This is a genomic window from Bradyrhizobium sp. RDI18 (assembly GCF_043203335.1).
Classification (GTDB): domain Bacteria; phylum Pseudomonadota; class Alphaproteobacteria; order Rhizobiales; family Xanthobacteraceae; genus Bradyrhizobium; species Bradyrhizobium retamae.
Window position 1 is genome coordinate 1,842,212 of record NZ_JBICRN010000008.1, and the last position, 16,074, is coordinate 1,858,285.

General features: G+C 63.7%; 11 protein-coding genes and 4 pseudogenes. 10 read left to right on the forward strand and 5 right to left on the reverse strand.

The window, feature by feature from the left end; all coding sequences use genetic code 11:
• Nucleotides 1-10: 10 nt before the first annotated feature.
• Both ACFXS9_RS17985 and ACFXS9_RS17990 read right to left on the reverse strand, forming a co-directional pair.
• Nucleotides 11-763: an alpha/beta fold hydrolase gene (locus ACFXS9_RS17985; RefSeq protein ID WP_392690788.1), complete on the reverse strand. Its 753-nt coding sequence runs from the start codon at nt 761-763 to the stop codon at nt 11-13.
• A gap of 56 nt (nt 764-819) precedes the next feature.
• A pseudogene (locus tag ACFXS9_RS17990) lies at nt 820-1,981 on the reverse strand (hypothetical protein).
• Nucleotides 1,982-2,229: 248 nt separating this feature from the next.
• Here ACFXS9_RS17990 and ACFXS9_RS17995 point away from each other — a divergent pair.
• The gene (locus tag ACFXS9_RS17995; RefSeq protein WP_334363487.1) at nt 2,230-2,475 is read left to right on the forward strand and encodes a zinc-finger domain-containing protein; all 246 of its coding nucleotides are present in this window, start codon (nt 2,230-2,232) and stop codon (nt 2,473-2,475) included.
• Nucleotides 2,476-2,482: 7 nt separating this feature from the next.
• Nucleotides 2,483-3,685, forward strand: a complete 1,203-nt coding sequence (locus tag ACFXS9_RS18000) for an FAD-dependent monooxygenase (RefSeq protein WP_392690790.1) — start codon at nt 2,483-2,485, stop codon at nt 3,683-3,685.
• A gap of 32 nt (nt 3,686-3,717) precedes the next feature.
• Here ACFXS9_RS18000 and ACFXS9_RS18005 read toward each other — a convergent pair whose 3' ends face one another.
• On the reverse strand, nt 3,718-4,158 hold the full coding sequence (locus ACFXS9_RS18005; protein WP_392690792.1) for a twin-arginine translocation pathway signal: 441 nt from the start codon (nt 4,156-4,158) through the stop codon (nt 3,718-3,720).
• Nucleotides 4,159-4,902: 744 nt separating this feature from the next.
• On the opposite strand from ACFXS9_RS18005, the gene ACFXS9_RS18010 reads away from it, so the two are divergent.
• Nucleotides 4,903-5,415, forward strand: coding sequence for a TMEM175 family protein (locus ACFXS9_RS18010; protein WP_392699837.1), 513 nt, complete (start codon nt 4,903-4,905; stop codon nt 5,413-5,415).
• Between the two features lie 189 nt (nt 5,416-5,604).
• Here the strand turns inward: ACFXS9_RS18010 and ACFXS9_RS18015 are convergent.
• A pseudogene (locus ACFXS9_RS18015) lies at nt 5,605-6,216 on the reverse strand (lysophospholipid acyltransferase family protein); the annotation flags it as partial.
• A gap of 34 nt (nt 6,217-6,250) precedes the next feature.
• On the opposite strand from ACFXS9_RS18015, the gene ACFXS9_RS18020 reads away from it, so the two are divergent.
• Nucleotides 6,251-7,108, forward strand: coding sequence for an alpha/beta fold hydrolase (locus ACFXS9_RS18020; protein WP_392690794.1), 858 nt, complete (start codon nt 6,251-6,253; stop codon nt 7,106-7,108).
• A gap of 53 nt (nt 7,109-7,161) precedes the next feature.
• Nucleotides 7,162-7,305 carry a hypothetical protein gene (locus ACFXS9_RS18025; protein WP_392690795.1) on the forward strand — a complete coding sequence of 48 codons (144 nt, stop codon included), beginning with the start codon at nt 7,162-7,164 and terminating at the stop codon, nt 7,303-7,305.
• Between the two features lie 76 nt (nt 7,306-7,381).
• Here ACFXS9_RS18025 and ACFXS9_RS18030 read toward each other — a convergent pair whose 3' ends face one another.
• Entirely contained in the window at nt 7,382-9,004 is a 1,623-nt protein-coding gene (locus ACFXS9_RS18030; RefSeq protein WP_392690797.1) for an ABC transporter substrate-binding protein, read from the reverse strand.
• A gap of 279 nt (nt 9,005-9,283) precedes the next feature.
• Here ACFXS9_RS18030 and ACFXS9_RS18035 point away from each other — a divergent pair.
• From ACFXS9_RS18035 to ACFXS9_RS18055, 5 genes and pseudogenes are all read left to right on the forward strand, one after another.
• A pseudogene (locus tag ACFXS9_RS18035) lies at nt 9,284-10,413 on the forward strand (M20/M25/M40 family metallo-hydrolase).
• Between the two features lie 261 nt (nt 10,414-10,674).
• Complete coding sequence (locus ACFXS9_RS18040) at nt 10,675-11,616, forward strand: ABC transporter permease (RefSeq protein WP_065748014.1); 942 nt, start codon at nt 10,675-10,677, stop codon at nt 11,614-11,616.
• Between the two features lie 12 nt (nt 11,617-11,628).
• Nucleotides 11,629-12,518 (forward strand): annotated as a pseudogene (locus ACFXS9_RS18045) (ABC transporter permease).
• Nucleotides 12,519-12,671: 153 nt separating this feature from the next.
• Nucleotides 12,672-14,312, forward strand: coding sequence for an ABC transporter ATP-binding protein (locus tag ACFXS9_RS18050; RefSeq protein WP_392690799.1), 1,641 nt, complete (start codon nt 12,672-12,674; stop codon nt 14,310-14,312).
• Between the two features lie 224 nt (nt 14,313-14,536).
• The gene (locus ACFXS9_RS18055; protein ID WP_392690800.1) at nt 14,537-16,072 is read left to right on the forward strand and encodes a M81 family metallopeptidase; all 1,536 of its coding nucleotides are present in this window, start codon (nt 14,537-14,539) and stop codon (nt 16,070-16,072) included.
• The last annotated feature ends 2 nt before the right edge of the window (nt 16,073-16,074 follow it).

Consider the following 16,074-nt stretch of genomic DNA (forward strand, 5'->3'; position numbering starts at 1 on the left):
GCGCGACCGCTCATTGCCGTCGCGACAGGAAATCGATGACACCGACTTTGTAGACCTTGTCGCCGACCGCGCGCATATGATCGCGGTTCGGAATGTCGAGCACCTCGGCGCCCGGAATGATCCTTCCGAGCGCCGCGGCTGAGCCGGCGATTTCATCCCTGGTGCCGACCGCAATCAGGACCGGCACGCGGATCTCGGCGGCTTCATCCGATGTCATCAGCCGCCGCGAACCGCGCAAGCAAGCGGCAAGCGCGCGGTGGTCGGATCGCGTCTGATCGGCGAAGGCGCGAAAAGTGCGGCCGACCGGATCGGTGACGTCCTCCAGCGACGGTGCTTCCAGCGCGATCGCCACGTTCTCGCCGGGACCGCCGCCCTCGATCAGTCCGATCCCGATGCCGCCGAGAATCGCCGAGCGTACCCGCTGCGGCTGCTCGCGCGCCAGGATCGCCGTCATTCGCGATCCCAACGAATAGCCCATGATATCGGCGCGTTCGATTCCCAGATGATCCAGCAGCGCAATGACGTCGCTTGCCATGATCGCAATTTCGTAAGCGGCGGAATCGTAGAGCTTTTCGGAATCGCCATGGCCGCGATTGTCGAGCGCGATCACGCGGCGGCCGTCTTTCCTCAAATCGGAAACCCAGGTCGGATAAACCCAGTTCACGTTCTTGCTGGAGGCAAAGCCATGCACGAGGACGATCGGATCGCCCTCGCCTTCGTCGAGATAAGCAATTTCGACAGCGCCGTTGTGAAAACTCGGCATCATCAGTTCCATTTTTCGGGGGATCGGAAATGGACGGCCTTGCAGTGACGGCAAGTCTAGCCGTGTGCGGCAGCGCCCGCCAGCACCGGGGCGGCCGGCAAGCATGCTGCCGCCGCCTCCTTTCTCAAGCGCCGCGCTTTCTTGCGGCGAAGCCACGCTTGGGTCGCCCGCTCGGTGGTCGCCTTGATCGACGACAGAAATCCGAACAGCGCCAATAGCGCACCGAACACCCACATCGTCAGATTGAAAGCGCCGGTTGCCAGCAGCAGCGCGCCGCGGCCGAGCACCTTCAAGGTCGCGCGGGTCTGGCCGCCCTTGGATTCGGCAAGCCGCGCGGCGCGGGCGATGTCCTTCGGGCCTTGCGCGATGCGCAATGCGTCGAGCGCGCCACGCGTGCCGGCCTTTTCGCCGACGCGTCCGACATCTTTCGCCAGCCGCACCAGCGCGCCGGCTTTCTCGGCGCGGAACGCTGCCTTGATTGCGCTGATGGTCTGGCCGGGTCGCAGCACCGAGCCTTTCGCGACCGCCTGCTGCAGCACCGGCGCATCGACGACCTCGCGCGCCGAGCGGCCTGCCCATTGCGTCAGCCCCTCGCCGAGACGTCCGACCTTGCGGGCACCCTTGACCATGGAAAGACCGGCACGCAGCGGAGCAACACCGCCGACTGACGCGTAGGTCGCGGCGGTCACCGCGAGCCCGACCGTCGCCAGGCCCAGCACTAGCCGGTCCACGTCCTCGCCCATCGCGAGGTGCTTGCCTTCCCGAACAACGTCCCTGATATCGCCGTAGACGAAGAGATCACCGGCAACCGTACCCGACAGGCTTGCGACATCGTCGGCATTGCCGACCACGAAACCCGTGGCAAAGCGCTTGGCAAGATGCGACGCCGAACCGGCGTCGGTAACGGCATCGCTGACGCGCTTCGATAGTTCGTTGCTGACGGCAATGCCTTTGTCGCGGGCGAGTTCGACGAAGCTGTTGGCGAGATCAGGAATCGCCCTCCGCGAGCGCTGCCTCGATATGGCTGGCGACCAGCGCCTGGTTGGCCCGCAACGCGGAGTTGATTTGGATGTCGGACAGTGTCGCGGGATCGTCCTGCGCGGCCAGAATGGCGCCGGCCTCGCGGGCGTGCGGCCACAGCGCCGCGCACACCGCCGCGCTGAGCGCCAAGCATCCCAGCGCCCCTGCCAGAGCCGAACCGAACCGCAACCGCCTCATCCAAAAAAGTCCAATGTTTTCGTCTTTCTCAAGATGGTATGCCGTTTTTAAGACACAACTGCCCCGACGAAAGAAGGGCTTTTCTCCGACGACAAGATTGTGTCGAATTTGCATGAGCAAATGTGCGGCGGGGACATCCCAGATCGGCTCTAGGAATCATCGGCACCCCCACTATGGTGCGCGGCATTTCGAAGCTGCCGCGTCGCGTTGATTGCGTGCGCTCATCGTTGAAATTCAAGGTGAAGCTGATGTCCGACCATGTCGTCCCGCATTTCCATAACGACGCCGGCGTCTCGGTAATCGAGATCGGCTCGCAGGAATTCATGTGCGTGGGCGCCAGGCCGCCGTTCGATCATCCCCACGTGTTTCTCGACCTTGGCAACGACAACGAGATCATCTGCCCCTATTGCTCGACGCTGTACCGCTTTGCCCCCGACCTCGCCGCAGGCGAAGCCCGCCCGCCCGAATGCGTCCTGAGGGACAAGGTCGCCTGACCTTTCGGTGGCCGCCGCGCGCACCATCATCGTTGCTGGTGCCGGGATCGGGGGACTGACGGCAGCGCTTTCGCTCGCAGCCAAAGGCTTTCGCGTCATCATCCTGGAAAAGGCCGAACGGCTGGAGGAAGCCGGCGCCGGCCTGCAGCTTTCGCCAAACGCCAGCCGGATCCTGGTCGACCTCGGCCTGCGGTCACGGCTAGCGCCACGCGCCGTGACACCCGAGGCCATTAGCATCGTGAGCGCGCGTGCGGGCGGCGAGATCGCCCGCCTGCCGCTCGGCGAGGCCGCCGGCCTTCGCGCCGGCGCGCCCTATTGGGTGATGCACCGCGCCGACCTGCAAGGCGCTCTGCAGGCGGCGGTCAACGACCATCCAGACATCGACCTGCGGCTTGGTTGCCAGTTCGAAGACGTGACCTCGCACGCCAAGGGGCTGACCGTGGTGCAGCGCCGCGGCAATGCACGCCAACAGGAGTTGGCGGTGGCGCTGGTCGGCGCCGACGGCATCTGGTCCGCGGTGCGGAACCATTTGTTCCCGGAGGCGCAACCGCAGTTTTCCGGCCTGATCGCCTGGCGCGGGACCCTCGATGCGACCACGCTGCCGCGCGAATATACCGCCGCCCGCGTGCAGCTCTGGATGGGACCGGGCGCGCATCTGGTCGCCTACCCGATCTCGGCCGCGCGGCAGATCAACGTGGTCGCTATCGTGCCGGGAACCTGGAACAGACCGGGCTGGAGCGCGCCGGGCGATGCCAACGAACTGAAGAACGCATTCGCCTCGCAGCGCTGGCCCGCGACCGCGCGGATGCTGATCGGGGCCGTCGACGAGTGGCGGCGCTGGGCGCTGTTCACGCTGCCCGGTGTAGGCGAATGGACCGACGGTGCGATCGCGCTGCTCGGCGACGCCGCGCACGCGATGCTGCCGTTTGCCGCGCAAGGCGCGGGAATGGCGATCGAGGACGCCGCCGTGCTCGCCAAATGCTTGAGCGAAAGCCCCGGCGATCCTATCGCAGGCATCCCGGCGGCACTGAAGCGTTATGGCCGGCAGCGGCGCGGCCGCGTGCTGCGGGTACAGCGTGCGGCCCGACAACAGGGGCGCATCTATCATCTCACCGGACCGCTGGCGCTAGCGCGCGACCTCGCGATCAAGGCCATGGGCCCGGAGCGCATGCTGGCGCGGCAGGACTGGATTTATAGTTGGCGGCTGTAGAGCGAAGTTCGACGGCCGCAACCGACAACGTTCTAATTTGCCGCCCGGCTTGCCTTCGTACGACCCTTGGCAACGGGGGCCGGCGTGATCGACGGCGGGACCGGCGCCGGCCTGGCTTCCGGTTTCGGTTCCTGACACCTGTTCTTCTGCCAGGCTTCATCGGCCAGCTTCGACTGTCCGCGCAACGCGATGTAGTCGTTGCGATAGGCGAGCTCCGCCACCACGGGACCGGCGACGCCCGTTTCGGCCTTGCTCATCAGCCCCTGCAACTCCACGGTGCGCGCCGCGAGGCTCTTGCGCTCGGTCTCGAGTTGCTTGCAATCGTACAGATCGTATTTGGCGGGATCGGCAAAGGCCGGCGAAATGGTGTCGCTCATCCCGGCGCAACCGGACAGGCCGGCTCCGAGCGCAACCAGCGCCAACGCCGCGAGGCTGCGCGAGAATAACCGGCGATGGGACAGCGAGTTGGGCATCGGACCTTCGTTAAGTCGATAATCTTGAGATTGCCTAAAGCTCGCCGCAGGTAAACACCCCAAGTGTCCGCATTGAGGCTTTGCTTCTGCGCCCGCGCTCACTTAAAGGTGGGGAGCGTTTGGGCCGGAGGTTATCCCAATTTCACTTCTCCGGAAAACGCGCTAAGTATCTGATCTTCTGGTGAAAGCGGGCGTGGCGAAATGGTAGACGCAAGGGACTTAAACGCTTGAGTGCTCTTGGGGAAACCCAAGCTGTAGAACTGCTCAAATTCGGGGAAACCTTTCATATGGCAATCCCGAGCCAAGCGCCCGAACCTAACGGTTAGTGCGAAGGTGTAGAGACTAGACGGGCAGCACCTAAAGGCGCGAACGCACCAATGGTGAAGGTATAGTCCAGACCACAAACGAACCAGCGCGGATGCCCACGCTGGCGAGGCGGCGAAAGCCGTAGCTGGTAAGAAAATCCCTCGGAGGGTGACCTCTGTGCCGGTTCGAGTCCGGCCGCCCGCACCACGCTTCGCCCTGACGGGCTACGCGTGGCGCAGCCACGCGTAGCCGCCAGGGCGAAGCGTGTCCGGCGTAGCTTGAGCGCAGCGAAAGCTAAGACGGACTGGCAAGCCACCCTGGCGAGCGAAGCGAAAGCGTGGACCGATCAGGGGAGACTGGGGGATCACATTGCCGCAAATCCATCTGTTCGAAATGCGCCGGCTGGAGATGCTGAGCAACACCATCTTCGGCGTTGCCATGACCCTGCTCGCCTATGACCTGCCGAAAGCCTCCAGTTTTACGCAAGCGCCCGACTGGCACGACGTGCTTCGCGTCTATGCCCAGCCCGTCATCGCACTGACGATCAGCTTCGTCGTCGCCGGCCTGTTCTGGTTCAGCCATCACCGGCGACTTGCGACAGCGCCGGAAGCCAGCCGCGGCGTGGTGTTCCTCAATCTGTTCTTTCTGCTGTCGATCATCATCCTGCCGGTGACCAACGGCCTCTACGGCGTCTACCGGCTCGATAGCGTGGTCGCGGTGATCTACGGCTTTCACCTGCTGGTGATCGCGGCGCTGAACGCGGTATTGTGGGTTCTGGCGCTGCGCGGCCGCCACGATCCGCAATTGCTGGCGCCGGCGCTGTTTCCGGTCTGTGTGTTCGTGCTCGGCACGGCGATGGCTTTTGTCGAGCCGCGGGTTGCGCAATATGTCTGGTGCCTGGCGTTTCTCGCGCCGCTTGCGGGCTGGGTTGCCGCGCGTCGCTCCGCCTAGCACACCTTCGCCTTGCTCAGCGTGAGCAGCCGGCTCGCCTCCTCCGCAATCGTCCGCTCCATCTTTTTCCTGAAATTCCTTGCGCGGCAGGCCTGGCGCGATCGGCGGCAGGAAGGACAGCGTGACGGTGCCGGAGTGCATGATCAGCGTCTTCTTGCCCCAAAACAGTCCGGAATTGCACGCCGCCGGCACGACTGATACTTCGAGGTTGGTGTAGAGCGCCGAGATGCCCGCGGACTGGAATCTCATCGGCTCATCGATCGCCTGGCGGGTGCCTTGCGGAAACAGCAAGACCTGACGGCCCTCGCCGGTCGCGCGCCTGGCTTCATCGACCATCTGGCGCAGCGCATGGCGGCCCGCCGAGCGATCGACCAAAATCATCGGATAGCGTTCGAGGAACCAGCCGACGAACGGCACCTTGCGCAGCTCTTTCTTGGCGACGATGCTGGCGTCCGGGAAAAGCGCGCAGAGCGCCGCGGTTTCCCACAGCGACTGATGATTGCAGGCGATGATGCAGGGACCGTCGGGCACGTCCTCGCGCCCCTGCACCGTGTAATCGAGGCCTACGACATGCTTCATCAGAAACATGATGCCGTTGACCCAGACCTGCGAAACCGCACGCACCGTCCGGCTGCTGGCATTGAACAGCCACATGAACGGCACCGTCAGCGACACGGCAAGCGTCAGGATTACCACCGCCGTATCGAATATGATCGATCTCAAATAGTGCAACGATTGTCCCCTTGGGCGCTTTGTGGGCACCCAATACAGCACTTTCCCGCCGTTGCACAATTGTGCCATCGACCGGCCGGATTTGTCTCCCTAGGATGGTCGAATGCCGGCCTACGAACAAATCACCATCGCCCCGCATCTTGTGTTCGACACCATAGCCGCCGGCACCCCTGGCGCGCCCCTGGTGCTGCTGCTGCACGGCTTTGCGGAATCGATGCATTGCTGGCGTGCGCAGGTGACGGCCCTCGGCGACATGGGCTATCGCGCGGTGGCGCCGAGCCAACGCGGCTATTCGCCGGGCGCACGGCCCGATCCGCGGGAATTTTCGCACTACCTGATCGACCGCTTGATGGACGACGCCATGGCGATTGTGGCGGCTGCCGGCTATGGCAACGCGCGGTTTCATCTGGTCGGCCATGACTGGGGCGGCAGCATCGCCTGGGGCGTCGCCGACCGCCATCCCGAGCGGCTGGCCTCGCTCACCATTCTCTCGCGGCCGCACCCGAACGCGTTCAACCGCGCACTGGCAACCGACAGCGAGCAGGCGCAGCGCTCAAAGCACCACAAGGCGTTTTTGGAGCCGGATGCTGCCGATGTCGTGCTCGCGAACGATGCCAAATGGCTGCGCGAACGTCTCGCCGCCAATGGCGTTCCCCCTGATGCGATCGAGAGGCACCTTGCCGTGCTCGGCAACAAGGACGCGATGGAGGCGGCACTCGCCTGGTATCGCGCACGCGGCGCGATACGCGGCCCGCTCGGTCCGATCCGCGTGCCGACACTCTATGTCTGGGGCGACGCTGACGACACCGTCGGTCGCGCCGCCGCCGAAGGCACGGTGGATTTCATCGCCGCGCCCTATCGTTTCGAGGTGCTGCCCGGCGTCGGGCATTTTGCGGCGGATCAGGCGCCGGAACGGGTGAGCGAATTGCTGCTGGAACATTTGGCTGCGCATCCTGCGTGAGGAACGCAACGCCCGCAAAAATGTTGTCCTGCACAAAAATGGAGTACGACAATATGACCAGTGAAAAAGATCGGGAAAAGGCTGCAGCCGAGCGCAAGCAAGCGCGGGATCAGCGCTCTCCATCGCCGCCACCGCCGCAAGTCTCACCGCCGCTCGAGAATGACGGCCCGGAACTGGTACGCGATACCCACTGCTGACGACGAAAAAAAAAAACGCGACGGAGGAGCAGTCCTCCGTCGCGTTTGCTTGATGTTCGACTTAAAGCGAACAGCCCTATTCGCTCTTTTCGATGTTCCAGAAGACCGGGGTCGCCGGACCGTCGAGCACGCCGGTGAGCGACTTCCGCCACGCGCTCGGCGCGAGATATTGCCCGAGCGGAACGTAGATCACCTGCTCAAAGGCTTCCTTCTGGATATCGGCGGCGATTTTCTTCTGCTCGTCCGGCGAAGTCGCTCGCGCGAACTTGTCCTTCAGCTCCTCGATCTTGGCGCTTTCTGCCCAGCCAAACCAGCCGCCCTTGGTACCGCGGCCGCCGATCGACGCGTTGGCGATCGGGTTCATCACGTCGGCGCCGACCCAGTTGGTGAAGAACATATTCCAGCCACCCTCCTTCGTGGGCTTCTGGCTGGCGCGGCGGGTCACCACGGTCTGCCAGTCGGTCGCCTGCAGATCGACCTTAAAGCCGGCATCGCGCAGCAATTGCGCCGCGACGATCGGCTGCGCCTTCAGCGTCACGACGTCACCGGGCGCCATGATCACGATCGGGGTGCCGTCGTAACCGGATTCCGCGAGCGCTTTCTTGGCTTCCGCCATGCTGCCGCCTTTGGTTAGATTTCCCGAGCCCTCGTCGGTCGCCAGCGGCGTGCCGCAGACGAAGTAGGCACCGCAGACCTTGTAGTATTCGGGGTTGCCGACCAGCGCGTCCAGCACGTCCTTCTGGTTCATCGCCAGCAGCGCGGCGCGGCGAACCTTGACGTTATCGAACGGCGGAAGAAGGAAGTTCATCCGGCCGAGCGTCTGGAAGCCGAGCTTGTTCAGCGTCTCGATCTTGATGTCCTTGTTGGCCTTCACCACCGGTAACAGGTCGAACGACGGGTTCTCCATGAAGTCGATGTCGCCAGACTGCAGCGCGTTAACTGCGGTCTGCGCATCCGGCATCGTGATCCATTCGACGCGATCGACCTTCACCACCTTGCCGCCCGCGGTCCAGCTCGGCGGCTCCTTACGCGGCACGTAGTCGGCGTTCTTTTCATAGACCGCCTTCACGCCCGGCTGGAATTCAGCCTGCACGAACTTAAAGGGGCCGGATCCCACCTGCTCCTTGATCTGCTGGCCGGCGGGCGTTTCCGCGAGCCGCTTCGGCATCATGAACGGCGTGTAGGACGACGGCTTGCCGATCGATTCCAGCACCAGGCCGTAGGGCTCCTTCAATTTGAGCGCAAAGCTCTTGGCGTCGATCGGCTCGATGCTGGCGGTAAAGTCCATCAGCTTCTGGCCCATATTGTCGTTCCTGCCCCAGCGCTTCAGCGAGGCGACGCAATCCTCCGCCGTCACCGGCGTGCCGTCATGCCACTTCAAGCCGTCGCGCAAGGTGAAGGTGTAAGTCAGCTTGTCATCTGAGACTTTCCAGTCCGCCATCTGCGGCTGGACCTTGAAGTTGGAATCGGTCGCCAGCAGCGTGTCGTAGACCATGTAGCCGTGGTCGCGTGTGATGTAGGCGGTGGTGAACCCGGGATCGATGACACGCAGGTCCGAATGCATCACGGCGGTGATGGTCTTCTTGCTGGCGGCCGTGGCCTGCGAAGTCGGGCCCAGCGACGTCAGCGCCGCCGACAGCGCAAGCACCGACAAAGCAGTCGCTATCGTGGGACGTTTCCAACGCATGATGTGGAACATTCGATCTCCTCCTGACGTGAAACTGTTCAAAGTCCGCTGATTCATTATGCATGCGGTTCGTTATTTGGGCGAACTAACACGCTGTAAATCCTGACTATTTGAAGACTTGCATCAAGCGCGCGGCGCGTCAATCCGCTTTGATGTGGCCACCGCGCTGCGGATACCGCGGGACGCGCGTTCATGTTTCACTTTACAAATCCGCGCGAGATCATTCTCGTACACTTCGGGGCCAATGCCCTGTCGGTCGAAACCCAAGATCAAGAAAACCAAGAGAAGTCCATGAACCCAGCCAATCTTCCCTTTGATTCCGAGGCCATGCTGCAGGGGTTGCGCGGCTGGGTGGAGTGCGAAAGCCCGACCTGGGACAAGGCTGCGGTGGAACGCATGCTCGACCTCGCCGCGCGCGACATGGCCATTATGGGTGCGACCATCGAGCGCATCGCCGGCCGGCAAGGGTTTGCCGGCTGCGTCCGCGCCCGCTTTCCGCATCGAAGCAAGGCGAGCCCGGCATCCTGATCGCCGGCCACATGGATACCGTCCACCCCGTCGGCACCATCGAAAAGCTGCGATGGCGGCGCGAGGGCAACAAATGCTTCGGCCCCGGCATCTTCGACATGAAGGGCGGCAATTACCTCTCGCTGGAAGCGATCCGGCAACTGGCCCGTGCCGCATTCACGACGCCGCTGCCGATTACGGTGCTGTTCACGCCCGACGAGGAAGTCGGCACGCCCTCGACCCGAGACATCATCGAGGCAGAAGCCGCGCGCAACAAATACGTGCTGGTGCCGGAACCCGGACGACCCAACAATGGCGTCGTCACCGGACGCTATGCGATTGCCCGCTTCAATCTGGAGGCCGTCGGCAAGCCGAGCCATGCCGGCGCCACGCTTTCTTCCGGCCGTTCCGCGATCCGCGAAATGGCACGCCAGATTATCGCGATCGACGGCATGACGACCGAAGATTGTACGTTCTCGGTCGGCATCGTGCATGGCGGCCAATGGGTCAATTGCGTCGCCACCACCTGCACCGGCGAAGCGCTGAGCATGGCCAAGCGCCAGGCCGATCTCGACCGCGGCGTCGAGCGCATGCTGGCGCTGTCAGGCACCAGCAACGACGTCACGTTCACGGTAACCCGCGGCGTCACCCGCCCGGTGTGGGAACCAGATGCCGGCACCATGGCGTTATACGAAAAGGCGCGCGGGATTGCCGCGCAGTTGGGCCTCGAACTGCCCCATGGCAGCGCCGGTGGCGGATCCGACGGCAATTTTACCGGCGCCATGGGCATCCCGACACTGGATGGCCTGGGCGTCCGCGGCGCCGATGCGCATACGCTGAACGAGCATATTGAAGTAGACAGCCTCGCCGAACGCGGCCGGCTGATGGCGGGACTGCTCGCGACGCTGGAGTGATTGCGCGGCTGTCATTCCGGGGCGATGCGAAAGCATCGAACTACGATGTGCCGTTGCACATCGGAGAATCTCAAGATTCCGGGTCTGATCCTTCGGACCGGAATGACGAAGAAGTCTCGCAGGGCGCCCGTGGCAACGCTCACCTGCATCGCAAAAAACGCAGGCGCAATGGCACGGGTCTTGCTGAAATGCTACGCTGGTGGCGCGGAAACCAGGTCTAAGGGCGACGCTGCCCAATTCACCTACAACTAACGGATCAAGATGCTCGGATATCTGCTTCGTCGCATTCTCGCCGCCATTCCCGTCATGGGCGTGGTGGCGCTGTTTGTGTTTCTTCTGCTGCGGCTGACGCCCGGCGATCCCGCCGCGATTCTTGCCGGCGACAACGCAACGCCCGAACAGCTCGAGCGCATCCGAACCTCGCTCGGCCTCAACGAGCCGCTCTACACCCAATTCTTCACCTGGATCGGCAAGCTGCTGCAAGGCGACCTCGGCGTGTCCTTGATCTCGAACGTGCCCGTCTTGAAGATGATCAGTCAGCGCGTCGAGCCGTCGATCTCGATTGCCCTTTCCACGATCATTCTGGCCATTGTCGTTGCGGTGCCGCTCGGTGTGATTGCGGCGTGGAAGCACGGCACCTGGATCGACCGCTTCGTGATGGGTCTGTCCGTGGTCGGCTTCTCCGTGCCGGTGTTCGTGATCGGCTATGTTCTGATCCAGATCTTTGCGATCGACCTGCGCTGGGTGCCGGTGCAGGGCTTCCGCAGCATCACGGCCGGCTTCGGTCCGTTCTTCGAACGCATCATCCTGCCGACCTGCACGCTGTCCTTTATTTATGTCGCGCTGATCGCGCGCATGACGCGGGCGGCGATGCTGGACGTGCTAGGTGAGGATTACGTCCGCACCGCGCGCGCCAAAGGAATCAGCGAGACCGGCGTGCTGCTGCGCCATGCCCTGCGCAACGCCGCCGTGCCCGTCATCACCGTGATCGGAACGGGGTTCGCGCTGTTGATTTCCGGCGTCGTGGTCACCGAGAGCGTGTTCAACCTGCCCGGCATCGGCCGCCTCACGGTTGATGCGGTGCTGGCGCGCGATTATCCCGTCATCCAGGCGATGATCCTGTTGACGTCGCTGATCTATGTCACCGTCAATCTCCTGATCGACGTCGCCTACACCCTGCTTGATCCCAGAATTCGTTATTGAGGCTCGCTACTGATGGCGATCGAAACCCTTCCCGAACCGTCAATCCCTGTCACCACGCCGTTCCGGCCGAGACTTGGATTCCTCACGGCGACGCCGATCATCGCGACCGCGACCGTCTGCCTCGCACTCGTCATCGCGATGGCGATCGCAGCCCCCTGCTCGCGCCGCACGATCCGCAATTGCTGGCGCCGGCACAGCGGCTGAAACCATCAAGCGCGCAGTTCCTGCTCGGCACCGACGCGTACGGCCGCGACGTGCTCTCGCGCATCATCTATGGCGGACGGATTTCGCTCCTGATCGGCCTGGGTGCTGCGGTCTTCTCGATCGGCATCGGCCTCGTGATCGGCCTCGTCTCCGGCTTCTTCAAATGGGTCGACGCCGTGATGATGCGGGTGATGGACGGCTTGATGGCGATCCCTTCCATCCTGCTCGCGATTGCCGTGGTGTCGCTGTCGGGCGCCAGCCTGATGACCGTGCTGGTCGCGATCACGATTCCCGAAATTCCACGCGTGGCGCGGCTGGTGCGCTCGGTCGTGCTGTCGGCGCGCGAAGAGCCTTATGTGGAAGCCGCGATCTCGGTCGGCACCAGCCTGCCCAAGATCATGTGGCGGCATCTGATGCCGAACACGGTGGCGCCGCTGATCGTGCAAGGCACCTACGTCTGCGCTTCCGCCATTCTCACCGAGGCGATCCTGTCGTTCCTCGGCGCCGGCATCAGCCCGGAAACGCCGACCTGGGGCAACATCATGGCCGAGGGCCGCGCCTACTTCCAGGTCAAGCCGTCGCTGATCTTCTGGCCCGGGCTATTGCTGTCGATCGCGATCCTCAGCGTCAACCTGATCGGCGACGCCGCCCGCGATGCGCTCGATCCGCGCATGAAACAACGGGAGGCCGGCAAGTGACAGCTTCAATGCAATTGAAGCCGTCATTCCGGGATGGTGCGCAAGCACCAGACCCGGAATCTCAAGATTCCGGGTTCGATGCGTCGCATCGCCCCGGAATGACGACTCCTGAACATCGCTGCGCTCCTCGCAATGACGGCTGAGAAATACAAGATGAAAGACATCGTTCTCGACATCGACAATCTCGTCGTCGGCCTCGGCAAGAATCCTTCCGGCCAGCGCATCATCGACGGCGTCTCCTTACAGGTACACAAAGGCGAAACCCTCTGCGTTGTCGGCGAAAGCGGCTCCGGCAAATCGGTGACGTCGCTCACCGTGATGGGGCTGTTGCAGAAAGGCGCGCTGGTGCCCTCGGGCGGCAGCGTCAAGCTGGTCGACGAGGAACTGCTCACCGCCACCGACAAGCGCCTGCGGCAGTTGCGCGCCACGAGGATGGCGATGATCTTTCAGGAGCCGATGACGGCGCTCAATCCGGTGGTGCCGGTCGGCCGCCAGATCGACGAAGTCTTGCGCGCCCACACCGATCTCGACGCCCGCGCCCGCCGCCAGAAGATTTTGGCAATGATGGAGCACGTGCGGCTGCCGGACGTGGAGCGCATCTTTGCCTCCTACCCGCACCGGCTGTCGGGCGGACAGCGCCAGCGCATCATGATTGCGATGGCGCTGGTGCTCGAACCGAAACTGCTGATCGCGGACGAGCCCACGACGGCGCTCGATGTCACCACGCAGAAGCAGATTCTCACCCTCATCCGCGACCTGCAGCGTGATCACGGCACCGCCGTGCTGTTCATCACCCATGACATGGGCGTGGTCGCCGAGATCGCTGATCGCGTTGCGGTGATGCGCTACGGCCGGCTCGTCGAGACTGGCACGCTCGACAGCATTTTGCGCACGCCGACCATGGAGTACACCCGCAACCTGCTCTCCTCGGTGCCGAGCCTGGTGCCGCGGGCGCCGCGCGCGGAGACCGAGGAGCCGGTGGTGCTGGAAGCCAACGAACTGGGCAAGGTCTATCGCGAGCGTTCCTTCCTCGGAAAGACACGCGAAGTCGCCGCCGCCAAGGACGTCACCCTCACTTTGCGCAAGGGCCGCACGCTCGGCATCGTCGGCGAAAGCGGCTCGGGCAAGTCGACGGTGGCACGCTGCATCGTCCGCCTGATCGATCCGACCTCCGGCGGCGTGCGGCTCGCGGGCCGCGAAATCTCCGAGCTGTCGCGCCGGCTCTTGCAGCCGCACCGCAAGAAGATCCAGATCATCTTCCAGGACCCCTACCGCTCGCTCAATCCGCGCGTGACCGTGGGCGAAACCATTGCCGAGGGTCCGATCAACTACGGCATGCCGCGTGCGGAAGCGCTGGCGAAGGCGCGCGATCTGCTCGAACTGGTCGATCTGCCGGCCGATGCAGTGTCGCGCTATCCGCATCAATTCTCCGGCGGACAGCGTCAGCGCATCGCGATTGCGCGCGCGCTCGCGCTCGACCCCGACGTGCTGGTTGCGGACGAAGCGGTCTCGGCGCTCGACGTCTCCGTGCAGGCGCAGGTGCTCGAACTGCTCGACGAAATCCAGAAGCGGCTGGGCATTGCGTTGTTGTTCATCACCCATGATCTTCGCGTCGCGGCGCAAATCTGCGACGACGTCGCTGTGATGCAGCATGGCCGGATCGTCGAACAGGGCCCGGCCGCGCAGGTGCTGACCCACCCGCAGCAGGCCTATACCAGGGCATTGCTCGATGCCGCCCCCGGCCGCGGCTGGGATTTTGCCAATTTCCGGCCTGTGGAAGTGGCGGCGGAGTAAGCGCGAAGGCCTCTCCCCGTCATTGCCTGCGACAAACGCAACGCGTTTGCGCAAGGGAGCGAAGCGACGAAGCAATCCATCTATCCGTTATGCCGAGAGATGGATTGCTTCGCTCCGCTCGCAATGACGGTGGGGCGGCATGCAAAACGGAATTGCTTCACTCCTTGCGCTTGCCACGATGTCCCGCTTAACGTCCCCCAAACCAAAACACTGGCTGAGGCACTATGACCCGCATCGCCGTTGGCGGCTTCCTGCACGAGACCAACACTTTCGCGCCGACCAAGGCGACCCATGCTGATTTTGTTCATGGCGGCGGTTGGCCGGCAATGGCGCATGGGCCTGATGTCCTCAAGGTCATGCGCAAGATCAATGTCGGCCTTGCCGGCTTTGTCGAAGCGGCCGAAGCCAATGGCTGGGAGCTGGTCCCGACCGTCTCCGCAGCCGCCAGCCCGTCGGCGCATGTCACGACCGATGCCTTCGAGCGCGTCATGAAGAAGATGGTCGACGGCATCGCCAAAGCCGGGCCGATCGATGCCGTCTATCTCGATCTGCACGGCGCCATGGTGACCGAACATTACGACGATGGCGAAGGTGAAATCCTCGCGCGCGTGCGCAAGGTGATCGGCCCTGATCTGCCGCTGGTCGCAAGCCTCGATCTCCATGCCAACGTCTCGCCCGAGATGATCGCGCATGCCGATGCGCTGATCGCCTACCGCACCTATCCCCACATCGACATGGCCGACACCGGCCGCGCCTGTGCCAAACACCTGGCGCTGTTGCTGAAGACCGGACAGCGCCTTGCAAAAGCGTTCCGGCAACTGCCATTCCTGATTCCGATCTCCTGGCAATGCACAAACGACCAGCCGACGAGGGGCATTTACGAGCAGCTCGCGGCGTTCGAAAGCGACGCGGTGCCGACGCTGTCCTTTGCACCGGGTTTCCCGGCTGCGGATTTTCCCCATTGCGGGCCGAGCGTGTTCGCTTATGGAAGGACGCAGGCCGACGCGGACGCCGCCGCCGACAAGATCGTCGCGCTCGTCGAGAGCCATGAAGACGATTTCGACGGCCGCATCTATTCGCCCGATGATGGTGTGCGCCTCGCCATCGAGCTTGCTAAAACGGCGAAGAAGCCGATCATCATCGCCGACACCCAGGACAATCCCGGTGCCGGCGGCGATTCCGACACCACCGGCATGCTGCGCGCCCTGGTACGCAACAACGCGTCCCGCGCCGCCACCGGCGTGATCTACGATCCGGAGTCGGCCAAGGCGGCCCATGCGGCAGGCGTCGGCGCCACCGTGACGCTGGCGCTCGGCGGCAAATCGGGCATCCCGGGCGATGCGCCCTACAAGGAAACGTTCGTCGTCGAAACATTGTCGGACGGAAAATTCGTGGCGCCAGGCCCCTATTACGGCGGCCGCGACATGGACATGGGCCCCTCGGCCTGCCTGCGCATCGGTGATGTCAGGGTCGTCGTGGGCTCCTACAAGGCGCAGCTCGCGGATCAAGCGATGTATCGCTATGTCGGCATCGAGCCGACCGAACAGAAAATCCTCGTCAACAAGAGCTCGGTGCATTTCCGCGCCGACTTTGAGCCGATCGCCGAAAAGCTTTTGATCTGCGCCGCCCCAGGCGCGATGCCGGCGGACGCCGCAGCGCTGCCTTGGACGCGGCTGCGTCCGGGCATCCGCCTCAAGCCGAACGGCCCCGCCTTTGTCCCATCCGCTCCCTCACGCTCAAAATCCTCAGTCACGGGATAACC

Bases quoted from the DNA above. Each gene is read 5' to 3' on its own strand.
- ACFXS9_RS18005 (WP_392690792.1), bottom strand. From the start codon at position 4,158: ATGCCCAACTCGCTGTCCCATCGCCGGTTATTCTCGCGCAGCCTCGCG.
- ACFXS9_RS17995 (WP_334363487.1), top strand. From the start codon at position 2,230: ATGTCCGACCATGTCGTCCCGCATTTCCATAACGACGCCGGCGTCTCG.
- ACFXS9_RS18030 (WP_392690797.1), bottom strand. From the start codon at position 9,004: ATGTTCCACATCATGCGTTGGAAACGTCCCACGATAGCGACTGCTTTG.
- ACFXS9_RS18050 (WP_392690799.1), top strand. From the start codon at position 12,672: ATGAAAGACATCGTTCTCGACATCGACAATCTCGTCGTCGGCCTCGGC.
- ACFXS9_RS18040 (WP_065748014.1), top strand. From the start codon at position 10,675: ATGCTCGGATATCTGCTTCGTCGCATTCTCGCCGCCATTCCCGTCATG.
- ACFXS9_RS18025 (WP_392690795.1), top strand. From the start codon at position 7,162: ATGACCAGTGAAAAAGATCGGGAAAAGGCTGCAGCCGAGCGCAAGCAA.
- ACFXS9_RS18010 (WP_392699837.1), top strand. From the start codon at position 4,903: ATGACCCTGCTCGCCTATGACCTGCCGAAAGCCTCCAGTTTTACGCAA.
- ACFXS9_RS18055 (WP_392690800.1), top strand. From the start codon at position 14,537: ATGACCCGCATCGCCGTTGGCGGCTTCCTGCACGAGACCAACACTTTC.
- ACFXS9_RS18020 (WP_392690794.1), top strand. From the start codon at position 6,251: ATGCCGGCCTACGAACAAATCACCATCGCCCCGCATCTTGTGTTCGAC.
- ACFXS9_RS17985 (WP_392690788.1), bottom strand. From the start codon at position 763: ATGCCGAGTTTTCACAACGGCGCTGTCGAAATTGCTTATCTCGACGAA.